Source organism: Glycomyces lechevalierae (assembly GCF_027622945.1).
In the GTDB taxonomy this organism is placed as follows: Bacteria; Actinomycetota; Actinomycetes; order Mycobacteriales; family Micromonosporaceae; genus Glycomyces; species Glycomyces rutgersensis.
The window spans coordinates 26,264-45,832 of record NZ_JAPZVQ010000019.1; the positions used below are offsets into that span (position 1 = coordinate 26,264).

Here is a 19,569-nt window from a genome sequence, read left to right on the forward strand (position 1 = left end):
CGCTTCGCATGAGGGTCTCCGCGGGCTGTCGCGAATCGACGGATTCGTCTAGTCTGGATCGACTGCAGCCCAACGCAACTCGATGAAGGAGACCCCCTGATGAAACTTCGACGCGCCCTCGTCGGCGTCCTAGTGGCCCTGCTGGGCGCGGTGGCCAGTCTGGCCGTCGTCTCCCCCGCTCAGGCCGTGCAGGAAGTGTGCACCCGCAACGGCTACACGAACGGCCGGGTCGCGCGCACGGACAACGACAACAACGGCGGCGGGGCCTACGTTCTCGCCGACGTGTGCTGGAAGCCGCTCGGCAACGGCTACTACTCGACGTACGTCTACTTCTACGTCGCGGACACCGCGGCGAACGACGCGGGCGCGGCCATCCGCATGGAGTGGACCGGTATCGACGGCGAGACCCACTACGACGTCGCGGACCCCCGCGCCTGGGCCTCGGGCGAGCACGCCTGGGGCGACTGGAGCAAGAGCTACATCAAGAACCTCTATGTGCGCGCCTGTCTGACCAACGCGGGAAGCGAAGGCCACCACTGCGGGCCGAGGGCTTAGACCTCCACCGGTTCAGACGCCCTGCCGTTCGCTGTCGCGTCGAGAAAGTTCCGACGAAAGGTTGACCCTCAGGTAACCGGAGCTCATAGCGTTGTGGGCATGAGTCACCGCGAACTGCTCAGTATCGGCGAGTTCTCCGTCAGGACGGCCCTGTCGATACCGGCGCTGCGCCACTACGACGAGGTCGGGCTGCTGCGCCCGGCCCGGGTCGACCCCGGCACCGGATATCGGCGCTACCGGCTCGACCAAGCGCCGCAGGCAAAGCTGATCCGCCATCTGCGTTCGGTGGACCTGCCCATCGACCAGATCCGGAGGGCACTGGCCGACCAGAGCGGTCGGGACGCCGCGGCGGTGCTGCAGCTGCACCGCGAACGGCTCCTGGAGCGTGCTCATGCCATCGCACAACTGGCCGAGACGCTCGGTCGGCACTTCGACGAAGGGACAGAAGACATGGACGTCGCGAAAGAAGACCGGGTGGTCCAGGTGACGGTTCCAGCCCGGAACCTCGATGCGACCGTCAGGTTCTACACCGAGGCCTTCGGCCTCGAATACGACCAGAGCATCGCCTCGTTCCAGTTCGGAGCCTGGGAGACCGACTCGTTCTTCCTGCTGACGCTCGACGCCTCCGCGGACCGTGACGGGACTGCTCCCGCGAGGTTCGGGCTCTATGTCGACGACCTGGACGCCGCGCACACGGCCGCACTCGCCGCGGGCGCCGCACTGCTCCAGTCGCCCAAGGAGACCGATTACGCGCCCCGCAGCTCCGTGATCGCGGACCCGAGTGGCAACCAGATCTCGCTCTACCAGCGATAAATCGCGTCGCTGGAGGAAGCCTGACCGCCTTCCTCCAGCGCCCGGAGCACTCGAGTCCGCAGCGCCCTCGTGCGCACCGCACCGTCTCACCGCCGGCCGGCGCCAAGGCCGGGCGGGGGCCGGCGGATGGAGCGCGGTCCACCGCGCTTCCGTCCGGATCGTGCACGCATAGGGTTCGCACGATCGCCGCCCATCCGACTCCAGAGCCTGCGGGCGCACGAAGACGGCGCGCCGGCCCTCGCGGGCCGACGCGCCGGGTGCCTCACTCAGACTCGGGTGGTCCACCAGTCGGAGCAGTCCCATCCGTTGGCGGAGTCCCAGCAGACGCTCCACCTGATGTCGTGGCCGTCGGTGAAGTCCTTGTTGCAGTATGTCCACGCCTTGGCCTGGCCGAGGTTGTCGATGCATTCACCGGTGCGGGTGCCGTCCTGGTCGTACCAGCGGAGCTTGACGCCGTAGCCGTTGGCCACGTTGTCCTTGACCCACAGGTCGTCGCCGTTCGACTGGACGCAGCCGTCGACGTTGGGGGTGTACCGCGGGCTGGCGCAGGAGCCGGTCCAGTCGGCGTCGACCGCGTAGTTGGTCTCGGAGGCGGCTGCGGCCGGGGAGGCGATCCCGAAGCCGGCGAGGAGTGAAACGGCGAGCGCTGCCAGTGCAGCGGCGATCCGCTTTCGCATCATTGCGTTCCCTTTCTTGACTAAGGCTCCCACCACAGTCGGCTACTGAGCGGGTTGTCGCAGATACGCTGCGCTGCAGAGGGATCCGCATCACACGACGTTGCCGCACTGTAAACGCGCATGGGTGTACGGGAGGTTGCTCAGGATCGGGAAGTTTTTGGTATCGATCCCACGGCTCGAGAGCCGGAAAGAAACCTCACTTGACTGCGCCTCGATCCGCCTTGACTCCGCCTTGACTCTGGGGCTCCGGACTGCTGGAATACATGGTTGAAACTTCCATGGAAAGTAGCAATGAAATGACTGAAACTTTCAGTGACGATCGGATCAGGCAGCACCGCAGCGCCGACGCGACGGTCACCCTCACCCTCGACGGGGCGCCGCTCGCCGGGCGGGAGGTCACGCTCGAGCAGACCAGGCACAAGTTCCTGTTCGGCTGCACCGGTTTCGAACTGATCGACCTCGCCAACGGCACGTCCCAGGACCCCGAGGCCGACGCCCGCAACGCCGAGCTGTGGGAGGGCCTGTTCAACTTCGCCACGCTGCCCTTCTACTGGGGCCGTTTCGAACCCGAGCGCGGCAAGCCCGCCACCGAGCCGCTCCTCAAGACCGCCAAGTGGTTCGCCGACCGCGGGCACCCCGTCAAGGGCCACCCGCTCGCGTGGCACACCGTGAGCGCCGACTGGCTGCTCGACCTCGAGAACGAGGAGATCGCCCGCGTCCAGGTCGAGCGCATCAAGCGCGAGGTGGGCGACTTCGCCGGCGTCATCGACATGTGGGACGTCATCAACGAGGTCGTCATCATGCCGATCTTCGACAAGTACGACAACGGCATCACCCGCATCTGCCGCGACATCGGCCGCATCCCCATGGTGCGCATGGTCTTCGACGCCGCCCGCGAGGCGAGCCCGAACGCGACGCTGCTGCTCAACGACTTCGACATGTCCGCCGCGTACGAGTGCCTCATCGAGGGCGTGCTCGAAGCGGGCATCAAGATCGACGTGCTCGGCCTCCAGAGCCACATGCACCAGGGCTACTGGGGCGAGGAGAAGACCGAGGCGATCCTCGAGCGGTTCTCCCGCTACGGCCTCCCGATCCACTTCACCGAGACGACCATCGTCTCCGGCGAGATCATGCCGCCCGAGATCGAGGACCTGAACGACCACCAGGTCGACTCCTGGCCCTCGACCCCCGAAGGCGAAGCGCGCCAAGCCGACGAGATCGAGCGCCACTACAAGACGCTCCTCGCCCACCCCTCGGTCGAAGCAGTCACCTACTGGGGCATGAACGACGCCGGCATGTGGCTCGGCGCCCCCGGCGGCTTCGTCGGCCTCGACGGCACCCCCAAGCCCGCCTACGACCGCCTCCACCACCTCGTCAACGACGAGTGGGGCACCCCGGCCACCACCGTCGCCACCGACGAGGACGGCCGTCTGCGCTTCAACGGCTTCCTCGGCGACTACCGCATCACCTGCGACGGCCGCCAGGTCGACTTCAAACTCGAAGAGGCCGGCACCGCCCGACTGGACATCGCCCTCGACTAGGACAGCGGGGGCCGCGCACGCGCGGCCCCCGCTCCGGAAACTCAGGCGATCACTTGCGGGGCAACGACTCCGCGTAGGCGAGACCGCGCTCGACCCATTCGCTCAGATCGTCCGAGGCGCACACGTCCTCGTCGACGCGGATCCAGGTCTTCGACTCCCGGCCGCCCATGATCATCGGCTCGGCACCAGGCTCCAGCAGCAGGTCCGCGAAGTCGTCGTGCCCGACGCGGATCATCGCGCCGCCCCCGCTCAGCACGGCGGCGGCCATGTTGCCGTGCGCGAACCAGCACGGACCGCCGAACATCACCCGCTCGGTCACGTACGGCCGGTTGTCCATGAGGTCGCGCACGCGGTCGGCCAGCGCCTTGTCGTAAGCCATGCGGCCAGGTTGCCACACGACACCGACAAGGCGCGGGCGAACGAATCGACGAGTCCCGCGGATCCGGCTCACGCCTTGCCGTGGCTGTTGTCGCCGATCGAACCGACCTTCGCACTCGACCCGGCGCCGGCCGCGCCGGTCTGCATCTTGCCGTAGTTCATGACGCCGTTGTTGACGATCGCGAAGACCCGCTGCTCGAACTCGCCGAGGTCCACATTGTTCTCGCTGAGGTAGGAGCCGATCGCGTCGAGGATCTGCTTCTCGAGGATGCCGATGTACTTGATCTGGTCCCGATACTGGAAGTAGTCGTTCCAGTCGTCGCCGGCGCCGAGCTCCCGGATGCCGACGCGCGCGCCGTAGTCGACCGGGGCCGCGTTGAACAGGCGGGTCCCGCGCCAGGCGTTGCGGATCGCGCGGCCCAGCGCGCGGCTCACGTGGTACGGGCTGCGCACCAGTCGGCCGGGCATCGAGGCGAATCCTTGCAGCGCGCCGAGGAACAGGGTCCCGGTCTTCATCGGCCGCTCGCCGTACACGTGGTAGCGCCAGATCGTGGGCGGCAGAAGGTGGCTCGAGCATTCGACGTACAGGCTCTCGCCCTGCAGCGCGCAATGGACGAAGACGGTCGCGACCAGTTCGCCGCCCCACGAGTCGGTCTGGCAGCGCAGGTAGTGGCGGGCGGGGGTGCGCGGGTCGCGCTGGAACTCCTCGACGGTCCGGTAGCCGTAGCCCGCGGCGCCGAACTCCTCGGGCTTGCGGAACGGGCCGGAGACGGCCAGGCCCGAGACGAGGAGGTGGTCGCTCAGTTCGAGGTTCGGCACGCTCGTGGTGACCGGGGAGTCCGAACGGAGCTGCTCCAGGCGCTCCCGGACGGCCCGGTTGAGGGCGACCGGGTCCACGGTCATCCCGGCCTCGCCGTCCTCGCCGCGGTCGGCCGGGCGCAGCGCGATCGCGAGCTCCCAGGTCTCGACCTCCTCGCCCGCGCCGATGAACGGCCGCCTCGAGGCATTGTGGACGATAACGGGAGCGTCCTGCGCCTCGGCGATGTAGGCGACCCGCTCATCACGCGGGAGTCCTGGCGCGGTCTCGTCTGGAATCGCGTTGATCCCCTTGGCGCGCAGGTACCCGCACACGGCGCAGGCCACGCCGAGCGTCGCGAGGGTGAGCGCCGCGGTTGCGATGTCGTTGCGGCGGTCGGGCCCCTGCGGGAGGTAGATCCCGGCGCCAGACGACTCGACGAAGACCCGCGTCAACTGCGGCAGCGCGAGGAGTGCGACCGCCGCCATGACCACGGCGACGGCGGTGACGAGCCCGACCACCAGACGCGGATTCAGGTAGCGGCGCGGCCGCGCTCCGGCGGTGGAGGTCAGCGACCGCGATTCGAGCGCTGAGATCGGCGCTCCGAGGCAGGCCCAGATCGCGAGGTAGAGCATCACGAGGAAGACGCCGGGGCCTGTGAGGATCAGGGCCACGAAGCCGCCGAACAGGATCCCGCTCTCGGCCAGCGCGATCGCGTGCGCGCGGAAGACGTGTCGCATGACGGTGACCGGCTCGATGCCCGGGTTCGGTGCGACGGCGCGGTTGGGGCGGTGGTAGACGTCGTCGAGCACGCGGTCGCGGAACCCGCGGCCGACGTAGGCCGCGGCGGACAGGTGCATCGTCGCGGTGTATTTGAACTCGGGCCGCCAGCCGCCGGGCGGCGCGTACTGGGTCGTGGCGGGTCCGGATTGGGGCGGCGGTTCGGCGTCGGTGGGGACTGCGTTCATGGGGTGCGGCCTTTCTTCGGAGGGGCGGGCTCACTTTCTGTGATCGATTGTGATCCGTCGATGCGAGTTGCATTCGGTCGCAGGCGTATTGGTTTCGCGGGCGCGCGAGTGCTCGATGGGTCGGCGGACGGCTCGCGGACGAGCTGCCTACACGGTCGGGTCGCGGAGTCGGTGGTTGCACGGCGGGTCACCCGGCCGATCCGCGGCTCTGGTCGCCGATCGAGCCGACCTTGGCACTCGACCCGGCCCCTGCCGCGCCGGTCTGCATCTTGCCGTAGTTGATGACGCCGTTGTTGACGATGGCGTTGGTGCGCTCGTCGAGCTCGCTGACGTCCACATTGTTCTCGCGGAGGTAGTCGAGGAGTGCGTCGAGGATCTGGCGCTCCAGGATCTCGACATACTTGACCGAGTCGCGGTACTGGAAGTAGTTCTGCCCGTGAAGGTCCGTGCCGAGCTCGCGGATGCCGGCGACCGCGCCGTGGTCCCCCGCGCCGACATTCGTGCCGCCTCTCGCGGTCCCGGAGACGCTGCGCGCGATCTCGCGGATCGAGTCGAACGGACTGCGCAACAGCTCGAACGGCAGCGCGGCGATGCCGCGCACGACGCCGAGGAAGATCGCCTGCTCTTTCGACACGCCGCTGCCGAACACGTGGCACCGCTCAGGTGTCGGCGGCAGCACGCAGCTCGTGAACTCGACGTACAGGGTTTCGCCTTGGAGCGCGCAGTGGAGGAATACGGTCGTGATCAGTTCGCCTCCCCACGAGTCGATCGTGCAGCGCAGGTAGTGGCGAACCGGGGTGGTCGGATCGGCTTGGATCTCTTCGACGGTCGCGAACGGATAGCCTGAGCGCCGCAGTTCATGGGGATGGAACACCGGCACGGCCGTGTCCCGCCCAGAGATGTAGGCGTGGTCGCTCAACGCCAGGCCCGGCAGTCGCCTGGTGACCGGCGAATCCGCCCCCAAGCGTTCGATCCGGGCCTTGACGTTTCGATTGAGTCCGACCGAATCGATGGTCATCGCAGTCCCGCCGCCGGCGGACATGTCGGCTGGACGCAGCGTCATCGCGAGCTGCCAGGTGGCGAGCGGAAATCCGGAGCCGACGAACGGCGCCCTGCCGGAGTGGTACGTGACCACGGGCGCGTGCTGCGCCAGGCCGATGAAATGGGTCCGCCGGTCGCTCGTCCCGGCCGGTTCGAGTTCGGCCGGGATGGACATGAGGCTGTGTGCGCGCAACCCCCCGCAGACGGCCGGAGTCGCGGCGATGAGCAGCAGGCAGAGGACGAACACCGCCTGCGCCGAGGAATTGCCCGAGGAAGTGCCCGAAGAGGCGACCGGGGCTGACGCACTGCCCGCGCGGTCCGCTTCCGGCTCAGCGGATGCGCCGGTGTACTGGTCGGGAAAGAGCATCTCGGACAGGCGCGTCTGAAGGTACATCGTGACGATGAGCAGGACCACCAGTGTCGCCACCGCGATGAGGCCGACGCGCACCCAGTTGACCCGGGTGACCGCGTTGGCCGAGAGGGTCCCCGTCGGCGTCGCCGAGCGCGCTTCCGCGAGGAGTACAGGCAGGCCGATCGCCGCCCAGATGAACAGTGTGAAGAAGAGGAAGAACGAGGCCATGAAGAACATGCAGACCAGCAGCAGGAGAATCACGGCCAGGATGCCCTGCTGGGCGATGTCGATCGTGCGGGCCTTGACGATGTGCCGGAGGACCGGGACCGCGTCGGTGCCGGGGTTCGGCGCGATGGCCCGGTCCGGGCGGGCGTAGACCTCGTCGTATACCGCGTCGCGGAAGCGCCGGTCGATGTAGGCGGCGGCGCAGAGGTGCTGGGTCGCGGCGTTCTTCGGGTACCGGCGCGGCGGTGGCGCCGCCTGCGGCGGCTGCATCGGCGGCGGTCCGGCGGGCGCGAAAGCGTTCGGCGGCGGTGCGGAAGCGGATCCGTCGGGCGGGGGCGCGGAAGGCGAACGGGTCGGCGGAGTTCCCGGCGCGGAGGTCGAGTCATTCCGCGGCGGCGCGGAAGGCGGACCGTCCGTTGGCGTTTCGTTCGGTTCGGGCTGCGGCGAAGGCGGTGTGCTCATGGGAGGTGACACCTCTCTGAATGGGTCGGTTCGGGTTCACTTCCGGTTGTCGATGGTGATGTGGCCGTGGGCGTTGTCGCCCATGGCCGCGATGTTCGCGGTGGCGCCGTTGCCGAGCGCGCCGATGTACGTCTTGCTCACGCCGCCTGAGAGCGGCCTGATGTCGGCCTGCTTCGGCTTGGAGCGGCCGATGAGGGTGAGGGCGAAGGCCGCGGCGTTGCGGGCGGCGATGGGCTGCCTGCGCTTGTCGGCCTCTTTGGTCTTGTCTCCCAAGAGGTCTGAGATGCCGCGCACGACGAAGGCCTCGACGGCCGGGCGGCGTTCGGCGGCGGCCATCGCGCCGTAGCTTTCGGTGTCGACGGCCTGGGCGTCGCCGCTGTGGCGGGCGATGTGCGCGGCGGAGGCCGAGGCGTTGCCGGTGATGACCTTGGAGCCCGAGGCGATCGGGCGGTGGAAGACGCGTGGCGCGCCCTCGAGGCCGTCGGCCCAGCTCCGGTCCTCGGCGATCAGTTGCGCGCGTTGGTGGAGCGGGAACGAGGTCGACAGCGACTCGGGGCGCGGGAGCAGGCCGGCGTCGGTGTCCTGGCCGGACTCGTAGCCGTAGACCTTGGTGGCGGCCACGACGTCGCCGACGCGGGCGTCGCGTAGTCCTCCGGCGATGCCGCAGAGCACGAGGATCTGGGGGCGCCAGGTGGCGATGGCGTGCTCGACCGAGGCGGCGGCGCGTTCGTTGCCGCGTCCGGCCATGGCGAGGACGAGACGCCAGACGCCTTGGGGGCCTTCGTACTCGGTCTCCCGGTACACGGTGCCGCCGATCTCGTGGTCGGTGAACTCGTGCTTGGGGAGGAGGTCGAGCACGGCGCGGCGCTCGATGTCGATGGGCGTGCAGAGGACGGCGGTCGGCTGGTCGGTCATCGCGTCTCCAGGGGGTGTGGCGGAGCCTCGGTTATTGTTGATATAACAACAAGAGGAGCGTAGCCCGCGCCGCCGTTAATTGTCAAGACGTCAATAAGGGGACCACCTTGAGCGACAGCACGAACCCGCACAGCTTCGTAGCCGCTGACGTGGCGATCCTGACGATCCGCGACGGCGCACTCGCGGTCCTGCTCATCAAGCGCGCCAACCCGCCGCACCAGGGCAAGCTCGCGCTCCCCGGCGGGTTCGTGGAGCCCGACGAGACCGTGGAGCGCGCGGCCGCGCGCGAGCTGTTCGAGGAGACCGGCATCCCGAAGTCCGCGTCGCGGCTCGAGAGCATCGGGGTGTACTCGGAGCCGGACCGCGACCCGCGGAGGCGCGTCATCAGCGTCGCCTTCGCCGCACTCGTGCCCGACCCCGGGGAGTCCCGCGCCGGCGGCGACGCGGCCGCCACCCAGTGGCTGCCCGTCGACCGGGCCCTCAAGGAGCCCTTGGCATTCGACCACGTCGACATCCTCGGACGCGCCGTCGAGCACGCCCGCAGGCAGCTCGAGTACACGACCGACGCGACCGCGTTCTGCAACCCGGAGTTCACCATCGCCGAACTGCGGCGCGTCTACGAGATCGTCTGGGAGACCAAACTCGACCCGGGGAACTTCCACCGCAAGGTCACCCGCATCGAGGACTTCCTGCGCCCCACCGGCGAGACCACCACAAGGGACGGCGGGAGGCCCGCCGCGCTCTACACCGCGGGCGGCCTCAAGCGCCTCCCGCTGCCGCTCTCGCCCGGGAGGTGATCACTTGGGCGGCAAGGACTCCGCGTAGGAGAGGCCGCGCTCGACCCACTCGCGCAGACGCTCCTCCGAGCCGGTCACCTCATCGTCGAGGCGGATCCAGCCGCGCATCGGATGGTCGTGCATGACCATCTCCACCGCGCCGGGCTCCTCCAGCAGCGCCTCGTACTCGTCCTTGTCGACGCGCGCCATCGCGCCGCCGTGGCCGAGCGCCGCGAACGCCATGTTGCCGTTCGCGAGGAAGCCCAGCCCGCCGAACATCTTCTTCTCGGTCACGTACGGCCGGTTGTCGATGATCTCGCGCACCCGGTCGGCCAGCGCCTCGTCGTAAGCCATGCGGCCAGGCTGCCACACGACACCGACAAGGCGCCGGCGAACCGATTACGGGGTCTCGCGGACCCACACGGCCATGGTGCCCTTGCCGCGGTTCGCCCACGCGTAATACGGGACGGTGCGGATCGCGGTCGGCTCGGCCGCCGGGGGCTCGGTGGCGTACAGCGAGTCGGCGGCGGGGGCGTCGACCAGGCCTTCGGCGATGATCGAGTCCTGGCCGTCGGCGTGCTCGGTGCGGAGTTCGCCGCTGCGGGCGATCACGAGGCGCGGCACGGGGGCGGCGTTGTCGATCTCCTCCACGCAGTGGACGATCGGGCCGCGCTGCACCGCGACCTTGCCCACAGTGGACAGGACGCGGGGGTCGGCGCGGACGAGGGCCGGGGCCATCGGGAGGTGCAGTTCCACGCGGTCGCCGGCGGTCCAGGTGCGGTCGAGGACGGCGTAGCCCTTGTCGGTGGTGTACGGCAGGACGGTGCCGTTGACGCTGACACGGGCCGGGCCGGTGGCCCATTCGGGCAGGCGCAGGCGCAGCGTCATGGGAAGGGGCGCTTCGGCTTCGGTGATCTGGAAGGCGATCGCGCCGTCCCAGGGGTAGCCGCTCTCCTGCGTCACGGTGACCCGCTGGCCGCCGTGGGCGAAGCGCGCCGAGCCGGTGACGTAGAGGTTGACCCAGAGGCCCTCGGCGTCCGCGACGTAGACGTACTGCTCCAGGGAGGTGAGGAGCCGGGCCAGGTTGGGCGGGCAGCAGGCGCAGTCGAACCAGTCGCTGCGCTCGACCGTGCCGTCGCTGGCGAGCGGGTTGCCGTAGAAGTACTTGGTGCCGTCCGCGGAGGCGCCGGAGAGCACGCCGTTGTAGAGGGCGCGCTCGAGGACGTCGACGTACTTGGCGTCGCCGGTCAGGAGCATCATGCGGTGGGCCCAGAAGACGAGGCCGATCGCGGCGCAGGTCTCGGCGTACCCGGTGTAGTCGGGGAGGTCGTAGGGCTTGCCGAAGCCTTCGATGGAGGGGTCGGAGCCGAGGCCGCCGGTGACGTAGAGCTTGGTGGAGACGAGGTCGTCCCAGAGGCGTTCGCAGGCCGCGCGCAGGCCCTCGTCGCCGAGTTCGAGGGCGAGGTCGGCCATGGCGCAGTACTGGTACATGGCGCGCACGGAGTGGCCGACGGCGGCGTCCTGCTCGCGCACGGGCGCGTGGGACTGGGCGTACTCGCGGCCGCGCTGGTCGCGGGGGTTGAAGGGGCGCTGCTCGCGGCCGCCGAAGTAGCCGGCGTGGCCGCGGCGCTCGCCTTCGACGTCGAAGTAGAACGGCTGGGTGCCGCGGTTGTCGATGAAGCGCAGGGAGAGGTCGAGGTAGCGGCGCTCGCCGGTGGCGCGGTGGAGCTTGACGAGGGCGAGCTCGATCTCCTGGTGGCCGTCGTAGCCGCCTTCGCAGGAGCCGCCGGGGCCGAACTCGCGGTCGATGAGGTCGGCGTAGCGGCGGACGATGTCGAGGAGGCTGGTCTTGCCGGTGGCCTCGTAGTGGGCGACGCCGGCTTCGATGAGGTGGCCGGCGCAGTAGAGCTCGTGGGCGTCGCCGAGGTCGGTGAAGCGCTTCCCGGGCTTGACGGCGGTGAAGTAGTTGTTGAGGTAGCCGTCCTCCTGCTGCGCTCCGGCGAGGAGGTCGATCGCCTTGTCGACGGCGCTGTTGAGAGAAGCACTGTCGAGTTCGGGGTCGTCGGCGGTGGCGAGGACGTAGCTGGCGGCCTCGATCCACTTGGCGACGTCGGACTCCCAGAAGATGGGGAAGAGCTCGCGGTCGTCGTCGTCGTGGCTGCGGGGCTTGAGGAGCAGCGCCTCGAACTGGCCGCCTTCGCGCAGGCGGGTCTCCTGGTGCGGGATGGTCCGGGTGCGCACGGTCTCGCGGCGCGGGGACCAGAACTCGTCGGCGATCGCCACGTCGGCGATGTGGAGGGAGGTCCGGTGCGGAGCGGGCATGGCGGTTCCTTCTGGCGTGACGGAGGTCGGACGGAAAAGGTTTTCGGACAGGCTACCCAACCCGTCGATTTACCGATACAGCAGTCCCACGCAGCGGAACGCCGTGTCGTCTCGTCCGCCCCGAAAACGTTTCCGAAAAACGGAGGCGGGTGCGCAATCCGAGAGCGCCCCTTCACCTTTTGTTCACTTATGGTTGGCGGCAGGGGTACCCGCGGCGCATAGCCTCCGGAATCGGAACGCGTCGATCCGCCGCCCCGAACCGCGCATCGGCGATCCTGTTCCGGACGTACTGCCATAGGAGTCCCAAATGAATCGTCGTGACGCCGCCAAGCGGCGCAAGCTGCCGCTCCTGTCCGACCACATCGGCGGCCGCTCGCAGCTCACCTGCCTCTACCGCTGCGGCGACGCCTGCAGCCACCCGGTGCCGAACACCTCGGACAACCCGTACATGGGCGACCTGATCGCCTCCGCCGTCTCCCGCCGCTCCCTGTTCAAGGCCGGCGCGGTGGTGACCGTGGGCGCCGGCGCGGTGGTGACCGTGGGCGCCGGCGCCGCGGGGGCGCTCGGCGCCCCGGCCTACGCCTCCGAGGACGAGGCGCGCGCGGCGGCGTTCTGGGGCTCGACTCCGCGCGGCCTGCGCTTCGACGCCGTCGCACCGAACACCGAGGACGCCGTCACCGTCCCGGACGGGTACGAGCAGCAGGTCGTGATCCGCTGGGGCGACCCGATCCTGGACGGCGTCAACGAGTTCGACCCCGCCGCGCAGACCCCCGAGGACGCGGCCGGCCAGTTCGGCTACAACAACGACTTCCTGGCGCTGCTCGAGCTCCCCGGCGAGCGGCACCGCAAGGTGCTCGTCTCCAACCACGAGTACACCAGCGAAGAGATGATGCACTACGGGTACGACTCGGCCGCGCCCACGCGCGAGCAGGTCGAGATCGGCTGGGCCTCGCACGGCCTCTCCGTCGTGGTCCTCAAGGAGGACAGGGACACCGGCGCGCTCACCCCGATCGTGGGGCACGAGCTCAACCGCCGCATCACCGCCACCTCCGAGTTCGTCCTCTCTGGACCGGCGGCCGGCAGCGACCTGCTGAAGACCACCGCCGACGCCGAGGGCACGCTGGCGCTCGGCACGCTCAACAACTGCGCCGGCGGCGTCACCCCGTGGGGCACCATCCTCTCGGGCGAGGAGAACTTCAACCAGTACTTCGCCAACGCCGGGCAGGTCGCGGACCCCACCGCGAAGGCCCGCCTCGCCCGCTACGGCCTCTCCGGGAACGCCAGCGAGCGCAAGTGGGAGCAGTACGACCCGCGCTTCGACGTCCTCCAGGAGCCCAACGAGCCCCACCGCTTCGGCTGGATCGTCGAGCTCGACCCGTACGACCCCGACTGGACCCCGCGCAAGCGCACCGCCCTGGGCCGCTTCAAGCACGAGGGCGCCGGGCCGCGCGTGGACCGCCAGGGCCGCGTGGTCGTGTACATGGGCGACGACGAGCGCTTCGACTACATGTACAAGTTCGTCTCCAAGAACAAGATGAAGTCCGGCACGAGCCGCAGCGCGCGCGAGCACAACCGCACGCTCCTCGACGAAGGCACGCTCTACGTCGCCAAGTTCACCGGCGACAGCCCCGGCGAGATCGACGGCACCGGCGCGCTCCCCGAGGACGGCGCGTTCGACGGCTCCGGCGAGTGGATCAAGCTCGCCAGCGGCGACGAGTCCTTCGTGGACGGCATGACCGCCGAAGAGGTGTACGTGTTCACGCGCCTCGCCGGCGACAAGGTCGGCGCGACCAAGATGGACCGCCCCGAGGACGTCGAGGTCAACCCGAAGACCGGCCGGGTCTACGCGGCCCTCACCAACAACTCGCAGCGCGGCACCGCCGGCAAGGCCGCGGCTGACGAGGCCAACCCGCGCAACACCAACAAGCACGGCCACGTGCTCGAGCTCGAGGAGAAGCACGGCGACGTCGCCGCCACGACCTTCGGCTGGCGCCTGCTGCTCGTCTGCGGCGACCCCGAGGACCCGAGCACGTTCTTCTCGGGCTACCCGAAGGACAAGGTCAGCCCGATCTCGTGCCCCGACAACGTCGCGTTCGACCCGCAGGGCAACCTGTGGATCTCCACCGACGGCAACGCCCTGGGCGCCAACGACGGCCTCTTCGGCGTCTCGCTCACCGGCGCGACCCGCGGCCTGACCAAGCAGTTCCTCACGGTGCCTCACGGCGCCGAGACCTGCGGCCCGGTCGTCCAGGACCGCCACATCCTGGTCGCCGTCCAGCACCCCGGCGAGATCGACGGCGCGAGCGCCGAGGCCCCCGCCTCGCAGTGGCCCGACGGCCCGAACGGGACCCTCCCCCGCCCGGCCGTGGTCAACGTGGTCACGGACCGCTTCGGCAGCATCGGCTGCTAAGCGGCGCAAAGCGAAACGGGGCGGCCAGCGCTGGCCGCCCCGTTCTTCGTGTCCGCTCAGGAGTTGCGGCCGTGGACGACCAGGGCCCAGGCCAGCGCCAGCAGCGACAGGACCGAGGACACGCCGCGCACGGTGTTCCAGGCGATCCACCGCGACTCGATGCTCGCGCGCAGCGCGGCCGGGTCGGCGATCGAGGCGGGATCGCCCGCGGCGGCGAGGCGGTCGTTCATCGGCACGTTCACGGCGCTCGTCACGATGAACATGAACAGCGCCAGCAGGAACGCGGCCAGGATCCACGGGGACGCGGAGCGGTCGCCCGAGAACCAGTTCAGCGCGAGCGCGGCGGCCGTGAACAGCACGGAGCCGAGGAACGCCGGCAGGAACCAGCCGTTGAGGATCACCTTGTTGATGTGCTGCATCCCGGCAATCCACGACCGGTCGTCGAGGATCTTCAGGCCGGGCATCACCGCGTACGAGAACCCGGCGAAGAGCCCGGCCATGAGGCCGACGCTGAGGGTGGACGCGAGGAGCGCGAGGAGTTGGAGGAGTCGCAAGGGGGCTAGGCCTTTCGGTAGGTCTGGAGCACCGCGCCGGAGGGGAACGTGCGGTGGTCCGCGAGGGTGAAGCGGGTCGGCCGGTACGAGCCGGCGAGCATCGGAATGCCGCCGCCGAAGAGTACCGGGTACCGCTTCACGACGATCTCGTCGATCTCGTCGATGAGAGCCCCGCGAGCTTCCCGCCGCCGCAGAGCCAGATCCCTTTGCCCGCTTCCTGTTTGAGTTCTCGCACCAATGTCGCCGGGTCGGCGGCGGTGAAGGCGACGTCCTCGGCGAGGGCCGGGTCGAGCGTGCTGGAGAAGACGTACTGCCGCAGGTGGGCGTACGGGCTGGGGTGTCCCTCGTTCAGGCCGGGCAGGTAGGTGCCCTTGCCCATGAGGACGGTGTCGTACAGGCGGTTCGGGGCGTCGGCGATGCCTGCCGGCTCGCGGTAGGCGGTCGGCACGGTCTCGGGCCGGGCTTCGAGCATCGCGTCCCTGACGTCCGGCGGAATGGGGAAGGCGTCGAACGCTCCGTCGGGAGCGGCGATGTACCCGTCGATCGACGCGGCGATGTAGTAGGTGAGTTCGCGGCTCGCCAAGGGGGCTAGGCCTTTCGGTAGGTCTGGATGGACGCCCCTGATTCGAGGGAGCGGTTGGAGACGAGGGTGAACGCCGTGGGCCGGTAGGGGCCGTCGAACATCGGGATGCCGGTGCCGATGAGGACGCGGTAGCGCTTGACGATGATCTGGTCGATCTCCTCGATCAACTGTCCGGCGAGCTTGCCGCCGCCGCAGAGCCAGATGCCGCCGCCCTCTTGGGCTTTGAGGTCGCGCACGAAGGCGAGCGGGTCGGTGTCGACGAAGGTGACGTCCGGGTCGGTGTCCGCGCCGAGGGTGGTCGAGACGACGTACTGCCGCAGGTGGGCGTAGGGGCTCGTGATGCCGAGTTTGAGGCCCGGATCGTAAGTGCCCCTTCCCATGATGAGGGCGTCGTAGTGGCGGTTCGGGGCGTCGGCGAGACCGAGCGGTTCGCGGAGGTGGGTCGGGATGGTCTCGGGCCACTCCTCCTTGATGGTGTCGAGGAGGTCCGCGTCGAGCGGGAAGTCCTCGACCTGGTGCTCGGGTCCGGCGATGAAGCCGTCGATGCTCGCGCCGATGTAGTAGGTGAGTTCGCGGTTCTGCTTGCGCATACACACTCCGATTGAAGTACTATGACTGAAGTGGTTTGAACTTACCACTACACATGAAGTGGTGTCAACTGGAGGGCGGATCCATGCGCCAGAACCCCGAGCGCCGGACGGCGCTCATCGACGCGGCCATCGAAGTACTCGCAGATCAGGGGGCGCGCGGGCTCACGTTCCGGGCCGTCGACACGCAGGCGGGTGTGCCGATCGGCACTGCCTCGAACTACTTCGCGAACCGCGATGCCCTACTGACGCAAGCGGGTCAGCGGGTGTTCCAGCGGCTCGACCCGGGCGCCGAAGTGGTCGGCGAAGCGCTCGCGCTGCCGCGCACGCGCGCATCGGTGGAGCGGCTCATGCACGAGATGGTCGGGCGCATCACCGCGTTCCGCTCCGGGTTCCTCGCGATGCTCGAACTGCGGCTCGAGGCCACCCGCCGCCCGGAACTGGCGAAGGTCCTCACCGACCAGATCCGCGCGAACCTGCAGGAGAACATCGACTTCCACCTGCAGTCGGGCATGCCCGGGGACGCCGAGACGGTGGTGATGCTCTACCTGGCCCTGAACTGGCTCATCGTGGAGCGGCTGACGCTCCCGGAGGTCTTCGGGGACGAGCGCACCAAGGAGCTCGTCACCGCGGCGGTGAACCAGATCGTCCCGCCGCGGTGACGGCGCAGGCTACATCTCCTCGAGGAAGATCTTGTACTGGTCGCTGGACTTGTCGACGTCCGTGACCTTGAACTTCGAGTTGCGGTCGAAGACGACCTCGTCCTGGCCCTGGAACTTGGTGTAGCTCTCGATCGAGCGGCCGTTCTTGCCCTTGATCTCCATGATGGCCCCGTCCCACTTGGCGAACTGCTCCGCCTCGGTGCGGTCCTTGGAGCTGCTGGTGAACGCCTTCTCCTCGACCACGTCGCCCTTGTTGTATAGGTCCCTGGCCTTGTTCGAGGTGCCGCGGTAGGTGGTCCCGTCGTAGGTGTCCATCTTGTTGAGCGCGTTGGAGATCTTGGCGGCCTGCGCGTCGTACTCGGCCCGCTGCCGCGGGTTCTTCACCGAGTCCGGGTCGCGCAGGTACTTGTTGAGGTCGCGGAAACCGGGCCCGGAGTAGAACGCGATGGCGTCCTCGTCCTGCTTGTTGAACTCCTGCTTGCTCGCGTCCGGCCGGGTCTTCTGCTTCCCGCCGGGGAGCTTGGAGCCCTCCACGAAGGTCTTGTCGTCGTCCAGGATCCCGGAGAGGAGCTTGGCGCCCTTGGCGCCCTTCTTCTTCTTGGGAGGCATCAGCGGCCCCGCTCGGCCTGGCGCCGCAGCTTCTCGGCGAGCATCGCCTCCGCTTCCTCCTGCGGCACTTCGACATAGTCGAAGTCCATGTGGCCCAGGCGGTACTTGTCGAAGAAGTCGGTCTCGGTCCAGCGGTGCAGCCGGAAGTTGTAGACCTCGTCGCGCCCGGCGCCCTCGGCGGTGTACCGCCGCATGATCCCGGCCGGGTTCGAGCGGCCGCGGTCCTCGTCGGTCTTGAAGTAGTACTTAGCGTTTTCCATCCATCCACCTCAGACTCTCGACGCCGTCGGGCAGCTTCACCGCGCCGAACGTCTTGTCCTGCTCGGCCTGCAGCCGCTTCCAGTCCGAGCCGCCCCACTCGACCAGTTTCATCTGGTCGTACAGGTCGTGCGTGCTCTGCTTCGCCGCGAAACTGTCCGGCGTATGGTACTGGACCTCGAACTGGGTGCCGGTCTGCGGATCTTTCCAAGTGGTGTTGATGCCCTTGTAACCAGGGCCTTCGTCCCAGTTGAAACGGCCGCGGTCCCCGACGGGCTCGAAGCCGTCGCGGCGCAGCGAATTGTGCACGTTCTCCGCGCCCTTGGCGTACTTGCCCTCGTCGAACTCCACGGTGTACCGCACCGAGTCGTTGACCTTCTTCAAGGCGCCGTCCACGTCGAGGTCCGGGTCCTCGTCGAGCATGTTGGCCACCTTGAGCTTGAGCGAGTCCTCGCCCTTCAACCGGTAGTCGAGGCCCAGCGGGCGGCCGTCGTTCTCGTCCATGGCCTTCAGGATCGAGGGCGTCGTGCGCTCCTCGGCCTTGCGGGCGTCGTCGAGGAACTTGTCCACGGCCGCGTTGTCGTCGCGGGACAGCGCCTTGTCCGGGTTGTCCGGGTGCTTCCATGCCGCGTCGCCCGGGAGGTCGTCAGGGGTGCGGTCCGGACTCCCGCCAGGTGTGCGGTCGCCGGAGGGGAGACCGTCCCCCTGGCGGAAGGACCGGCCACTGCGCAGCACGCCGGAAAGGAGCTGCGCCCCAGGGGCATCGCCGTCCGAGGAGTCTGAGCGTTTGCGTTTAGCCATTCAGGATCCGGTTGGTGGCCATCTCCATCAACTGGTCGATGATGGTGCCCACGATCTTCTTGAAGATCGGGATCTGCGCCAGCGAGGCGCCGAACGTGACGGCCGCGAACGCGATGGCCTGCGCGATCTGGATCGCCAGGATCACGAGCTGGATGATGATCTGGATCTTCAGGGCCAGCACGAGACCCGCGCCCACCGTCAGCCCGATGTTGATCACATTGGACGGATCGCCCGCGTCGGCGAGGTTCCGAGCGGCCGACTCCTCGGCGTCCCAACGGGTCTGGAACGCGTCGATGTCGGCCCCGGCGTTGTTCGCCGGCACCGTGCCGGCCGCCTGCTGGAGCTGCTCGATGAGCGGCTGGAGCTCGTCGGCCATCGCCGTCCACTCCCCCGCCAGTCGGAACATCGACTCCTCGTCCGACTCGGGCCAGGTGGAGCCGGTGACGGCGCTCAGGAGCCCCGCTACCTCAGGGGGCAGGTCCATGCCCATGTGCGTCTCGCCTTCCTCTGCAACGGGTTCCGCTACCGGCCGAGCTCACCGAGGAGCTGTTCGAGGCCCTTCGCGATCTCGTCGTCGGTGGCCTGATGGCTGTCGGCCATCTCGCGGATGTTCTGGCCGTATTGGACGAGCTCTTCGATGTTCGTGGTGAAGCAGTCGTTGAGCGCGCCGGTGCAGGCCTCGTGCGCGATCCCGAGCAGCGACCCGATCTCGTCGCCGCCGAACGCGTCCGCGTACTCCTCGACCTTGCCGTTGAACTTGTCGATGAGCGCCTGGATCTGGTCCTTGACCGCGTCCATGTCCGTCGCCGACTTGTGCATCGACTCGGGCGTGATCTCCACTCCGGCCACGGCTACCCGGCCCGGTTCTGGAGCTTCGCCATGGTCTCGCTGATCTGCTGGCTCATCGCCGCGAAGTTCCGCAGCGACCGGTCCTGCATCTCGGCGAACCGCTCGTTGAGGGCGTTGAGGTCCGGCACCGGCTCGTCCGTGACAGCGTGCTCGCGGTGCTTGTCCAGCGCCTCGTTGATCAGGCGCATCAGCTCCGGGCCGAGGTCGTCCGAGCCGTCGCGGATCGCCCTGGCGCTCACCAGGAGCTCGGACAGGCGGCCGTCCGTGCCCACGGTGATGCGGATGCGGCCCTTCTCGTTCTCCACAGTCACCGGCTCGGGCGGTGCCGCCGCCTGCACCTCGGCGGCCGCGCTCAACTCCGCGCGAGCCGTGGCCAACTGCTCCGCGATCTTGTCCTCACCGAACAATTCGGGCTCCGGTTTCTCTTGTGTCGGA

21 protein-coding genes and 1 pseudogene are annotated in these 19,569 nt (G+C 68.8%); 6 read left to right on the forward strand and 16 right to left on the reverse strand.

Going from position 1 to position 19,569, the window contains the following annotated elements; translation table 11 throughout:
• Nucleotides 1-99: 99 nt before the first annotated feature.
• Nucleotides 100-555, forward strand: a complete 456-nt coding sequence (locus tag O2L01_RS22355) for a hypothetical protein (protein WP_270124248.1) — start codon at nucleotides 100-102, stop codon at nucleotides 553-555.
• Between the two features lie 99 nt (nucleotides 556-654).
• Entirely contained in the window at nucleotides 655-1,368 is a 714-nt protein-coding gene (locus tag O2L01_RS22360; RefSeq protein WP_270124249.1) for a MerR family transcriptional regulator, read from the forward strand.
• Nucleotides 1,369-1,634: 266 nt separating this feature from the next.
• Here O2L01_RS22360 and O2L01_RS22365 read toward each other — a convergent pair whose 3' ends face one another.
• On the reverse strand, nucleotides 1,635-2,048 hold the full coding sequence (locus O2L01_RS22365; RefSeq protein ID WP_270124250.1) for a hypothetical protein: 414 nt from the start codon (nucleotides 2,046-2,048) through the stop codon (nucleotides 1,635-1,637).
• A 293-nt stretch (nucleotides 2,049-2,341) separates the two neighbouring features.
• On the opposite strand from O2L01_RS22365, the gene O2L01_RS22370 reads away from it, so the two are divergent.
• Complete coding sequence (locus O2L01_RS22370; protein WP_270124251.1) at nucleotides 2,342-3,586, forward strand: endo-1,4-beta-xylanase; 1,245 nt, start codon at nucleotides 2,342-2,344, stop codon at nucleotides 3,584-3,586.
• Nucleotides 3,587-3,635: 49 nt separating this feature from the next.
• Here the strand turns inward: O2L01_RS22370 and O2L01_RS22375 are convergent, their stop codons facing one another.
• From O2L01_RS22375 to O2L01_RS22390, 4 genes are all read right to left on the reverse strand, one after another.
• The gene (locus tag O2L01_RS22375; RefSeq protein WP_270124252.1) at nucleotides 3,636-3,965 is read right to left on the reverse strand and encodes a TfoX/Sxy family protein; all 330 of its coding nucleotides are present in this window, start codon (nucleotides 3,963-3,965) and stop codon (nucleotides 3,636-3,638) included.
• A 68-nt stretch (nucleotides 3,966-4,033) separates the two neighbouring features.
• On the reverse strand, nucleotides 4,034-5,728 hold the full coding sequence (locus tag O2L01_RS22380; RefSeq protein ID WP_270124253.1) for a hypothetical protein: 1,695 nt from the start codon (nucleotides 5,726-5,728) through the stop codon (nucleotides 4,034-4,036).
• Between the two features lie 187 nt (nucleotides 5,729-5,915).
• Nucleotides 5,916-7,616 (reverse strand): hypothetical protein, encoded by a 1,701-nt coding sequence (locus O2L01_RS22385; protein WP_270124254.1) that lies wholly within the window; start codon nucleotides 7,614-7,616, stop codon nucleotides 5,916-5,918.
• A 228-nt stretch (nucleotides 7,617-7,844) separates the two neighbouring features.
• Nucleotides 7,845-8,723: a 5'-methylthioadenosine/S-adenosylhomocysteine nucleosidase family protein gene (locus tag O2L01_RS22390; protein WP_270124255.1), complete on the reverse strand. Its 879-nt coding sequence runs from the start codon at nucleotides 8,721-8,723 to the stop codon at nucleotides 7,845-7,847.
• 107 nt (nucleotides 8,724-8,830) lie between these two features.
• On the opposite strand from O2L01_RS22390, the gene O2L01_RS22395 reads away from it, so the two are divergent.
• On the forward strand, nucleotides 8,831-9,520 hold the full coding sequence (locus O2L01_RS22395) for an NUDIX hydrolase (protein WP_270124256.1): 690 nt from the start codon (nucleotides 8,831-8,833) through the stop codon (nucleotides 9,518-9,520).
• On the opposite strand, the gene O2L01_RS22400 is transcribed toward O2L01_RS22395, so the two are convergent.
• Nucleotides 9,521-9,853: a TfoX/Sxy family protein gene (locus tag O2L01_RS22400; protein WP_270124257.1), complete on the reverse strand. Its 333-nt coding sequence runs from the start codon at nucleotides 9,851-9,853 to the stop codon at nucleotides 9,521-9,523.
• Nucleotides 9,854-9,898: 45 nt separating this feature from the next.
• Nucleotides 9,899-11,821 (reverse strand): glycoside hydrolase family 127 protein, encoded by a 1,923-nt coding sequence (locus O2L01_RS22405; RefSeq protein WP_270124258.1) that lies wholly within the window; start codon nucleotides 11,819-11,821, stop codon nucleotides 9,899-9,901.
• Nucleotides 11,822-12,128: 307 nt separating this feature from the next.
• On the opposite strand from O2L01_RS22405, the gene O2L01_RS22410 reads away from it, so the two are divergent.
• Nucleotides 12,129-14,231, forward strand: coding sequence for a PhoX family protein (locus O2L01_RS22410; protein WP_270124259.1), 2,103 nt, complete (start codon nucleotides 12,129-12,131; stop codon nucleotides 14,229-14,231).
• A gap of 56 nt (nucleotides 14,232-14,287) precedes the next feature.
• Here the strand turns inward: O2L01_RS22410 and O2L01_RS22415 are convergent, their stop codons facing one another.
• The 3 genes and pseudogenes from O2L01_RS22415 to O2L01_RS22430 form a co-directional block, all read right to left on the reverse strand.
• Nucleotides 14,288-14,785 carry an anthrone oxygenase family protein gene (locus O2L01_RS22415; RefSeq protein WP_270124260.1) on the reverse strand — a complete coding sequence of 166 codons (498 nt, stop codon included), beginning with the start codon at nucleotides 14,783-14,785 and terminating at the stop codon, nucleotides 14,288-14,290.
• 5 nt (nucleotides 14,786-14,790) lie between these two features.
• Nucleotides 14,791-15,368, reverse strand: a pseudogene (locus tag O2L01_RS22425) (dihydrofolate reductase family protein).
• Between the two features lie 5 nt (nucleotides 15,369-15,373).
• Nucleotides 15,374-15,958 (reverse strand): dihydrofolate reductase family protein, encoded by a 585-nt coding sequence (locus O2L01_RS22430; protein ID WP_270124263.1) that lies wholly within the window; start codon nucleotides 15,956-15,958, stop codon nucleotides 15,374-15,376.
• An 83-nt stretch (nucleotides 15,959-16,041) separates the two neighbouring features.
• On the opposite strand from O2L01_RS22430, the gene O2L01_RS22435 reads away from it, so the two are divergent.
• Complete coding sequence (locus tag O2L01_RS22435; protein ID WP_270124264.1) at nucleotides 16,042-16,617, forward strand: TetR/AcrR family transcriptional regulator; 576 nt, start codon at nucleotides 16,042-16,044, stop codon at nucleotides 16,615-16,617.
• A gap of 9 nt (nucleotides 16,618-16,626) precedes the next feature.
• Here the strand turns inward: O2L01_RS22435 and O2L01_RS22440 are convergent, their stop codons facing one another.
• The 6 genes from O2L01_RS22440 to O2L01_RS22465 are packed head-to-tail and all read right to left on the reverse strand — an operon-like array spanning nucleotide 16,627 to nucleotide 19,541.
• Nucleotides 16,627-17,226 carry an ADP-ribosyltransferase gene (locus tag O2L01_RS22440; protein WP_270124265.1) on the reverse strand — a complete coding sequence of 200 codons (600 nt, stop codon included), beginning with the start codon at nucleotides 17,224-17,226 and terminating at the stop codon, nucleotides 16,627-16,629.
• A complete protein-coding gene (locus tag O2L01_RS22445) occupies nucleotides 17,226-17,486 on the reverse strand; it encodes a hypothetical protein (RefSeq protein WP_270124266.1) in 261 nt (86 codons plus the stop codon). Before O2L01_RS22445 ends, O2L01_RS22440 begins: the two co-directional genes overlap by 1 nt.
• Nucleotides 17,473-18,285 carry a hypothetical protein gene (locus O2L01_RS22450; protein ID WP_270124267.1) on the reverse strand — a complete coding sequence of 271 codons (813 nt, stop codon included), beginning with the start codon at nucleotides 18,283-18,285 and terminating at the stop codon, nucleotides 17,473-17,475. The genes O2L01_RS22445 and O2L01_RS22450 overlap by 14 nt, the downstream gene beginning before the upstream one ends.
• Nucleotides 18,278-18,769 (reverse strand): WXG100-like domain-containing protein, encoded by a 492-nt coding sequence (locus O2L01_RS22455; protein WP_270124268.1) that lies wholly within the window; start codon nucleotides 18,767-18,769, stop codon nucleotides 18,278-18,280. The genes O2L01_RS22450 and O2L01_RS22455 overlap by 8 nt, the downstream gene beginning before the upstream one ends.
• A 38-nt stretch (nucleotides 18,770-18,807) precedes the next feature.
• Nucleotides 18,808-19,125, reverse strand: a complete 318-nt coding sequence (locus tag O2L01_RS22460) for a WXG100 family type VII secretion target (protein ID WP_270124269.1) — start codon at nucleotides 19,123-19,125, stop codon at nucleotides 18,808-18,810.
• 11 nt (nucleotides 19,126-19,136) lie between these two features.
• On the reverse strand, nucleotides 19,137-19,541 hold the full coding sequence (locus tag O2L01_RS22465; RefSeq protein ID WP_270124270.1) for a hypothetical protein: 405 nt from the start codon (nucleotides 19,539-19,541) through the stop codon (nucleotides 19,137-19,139).
• Nucleotides 19,542-19,569: the final 28 nt, after the last annotated feature.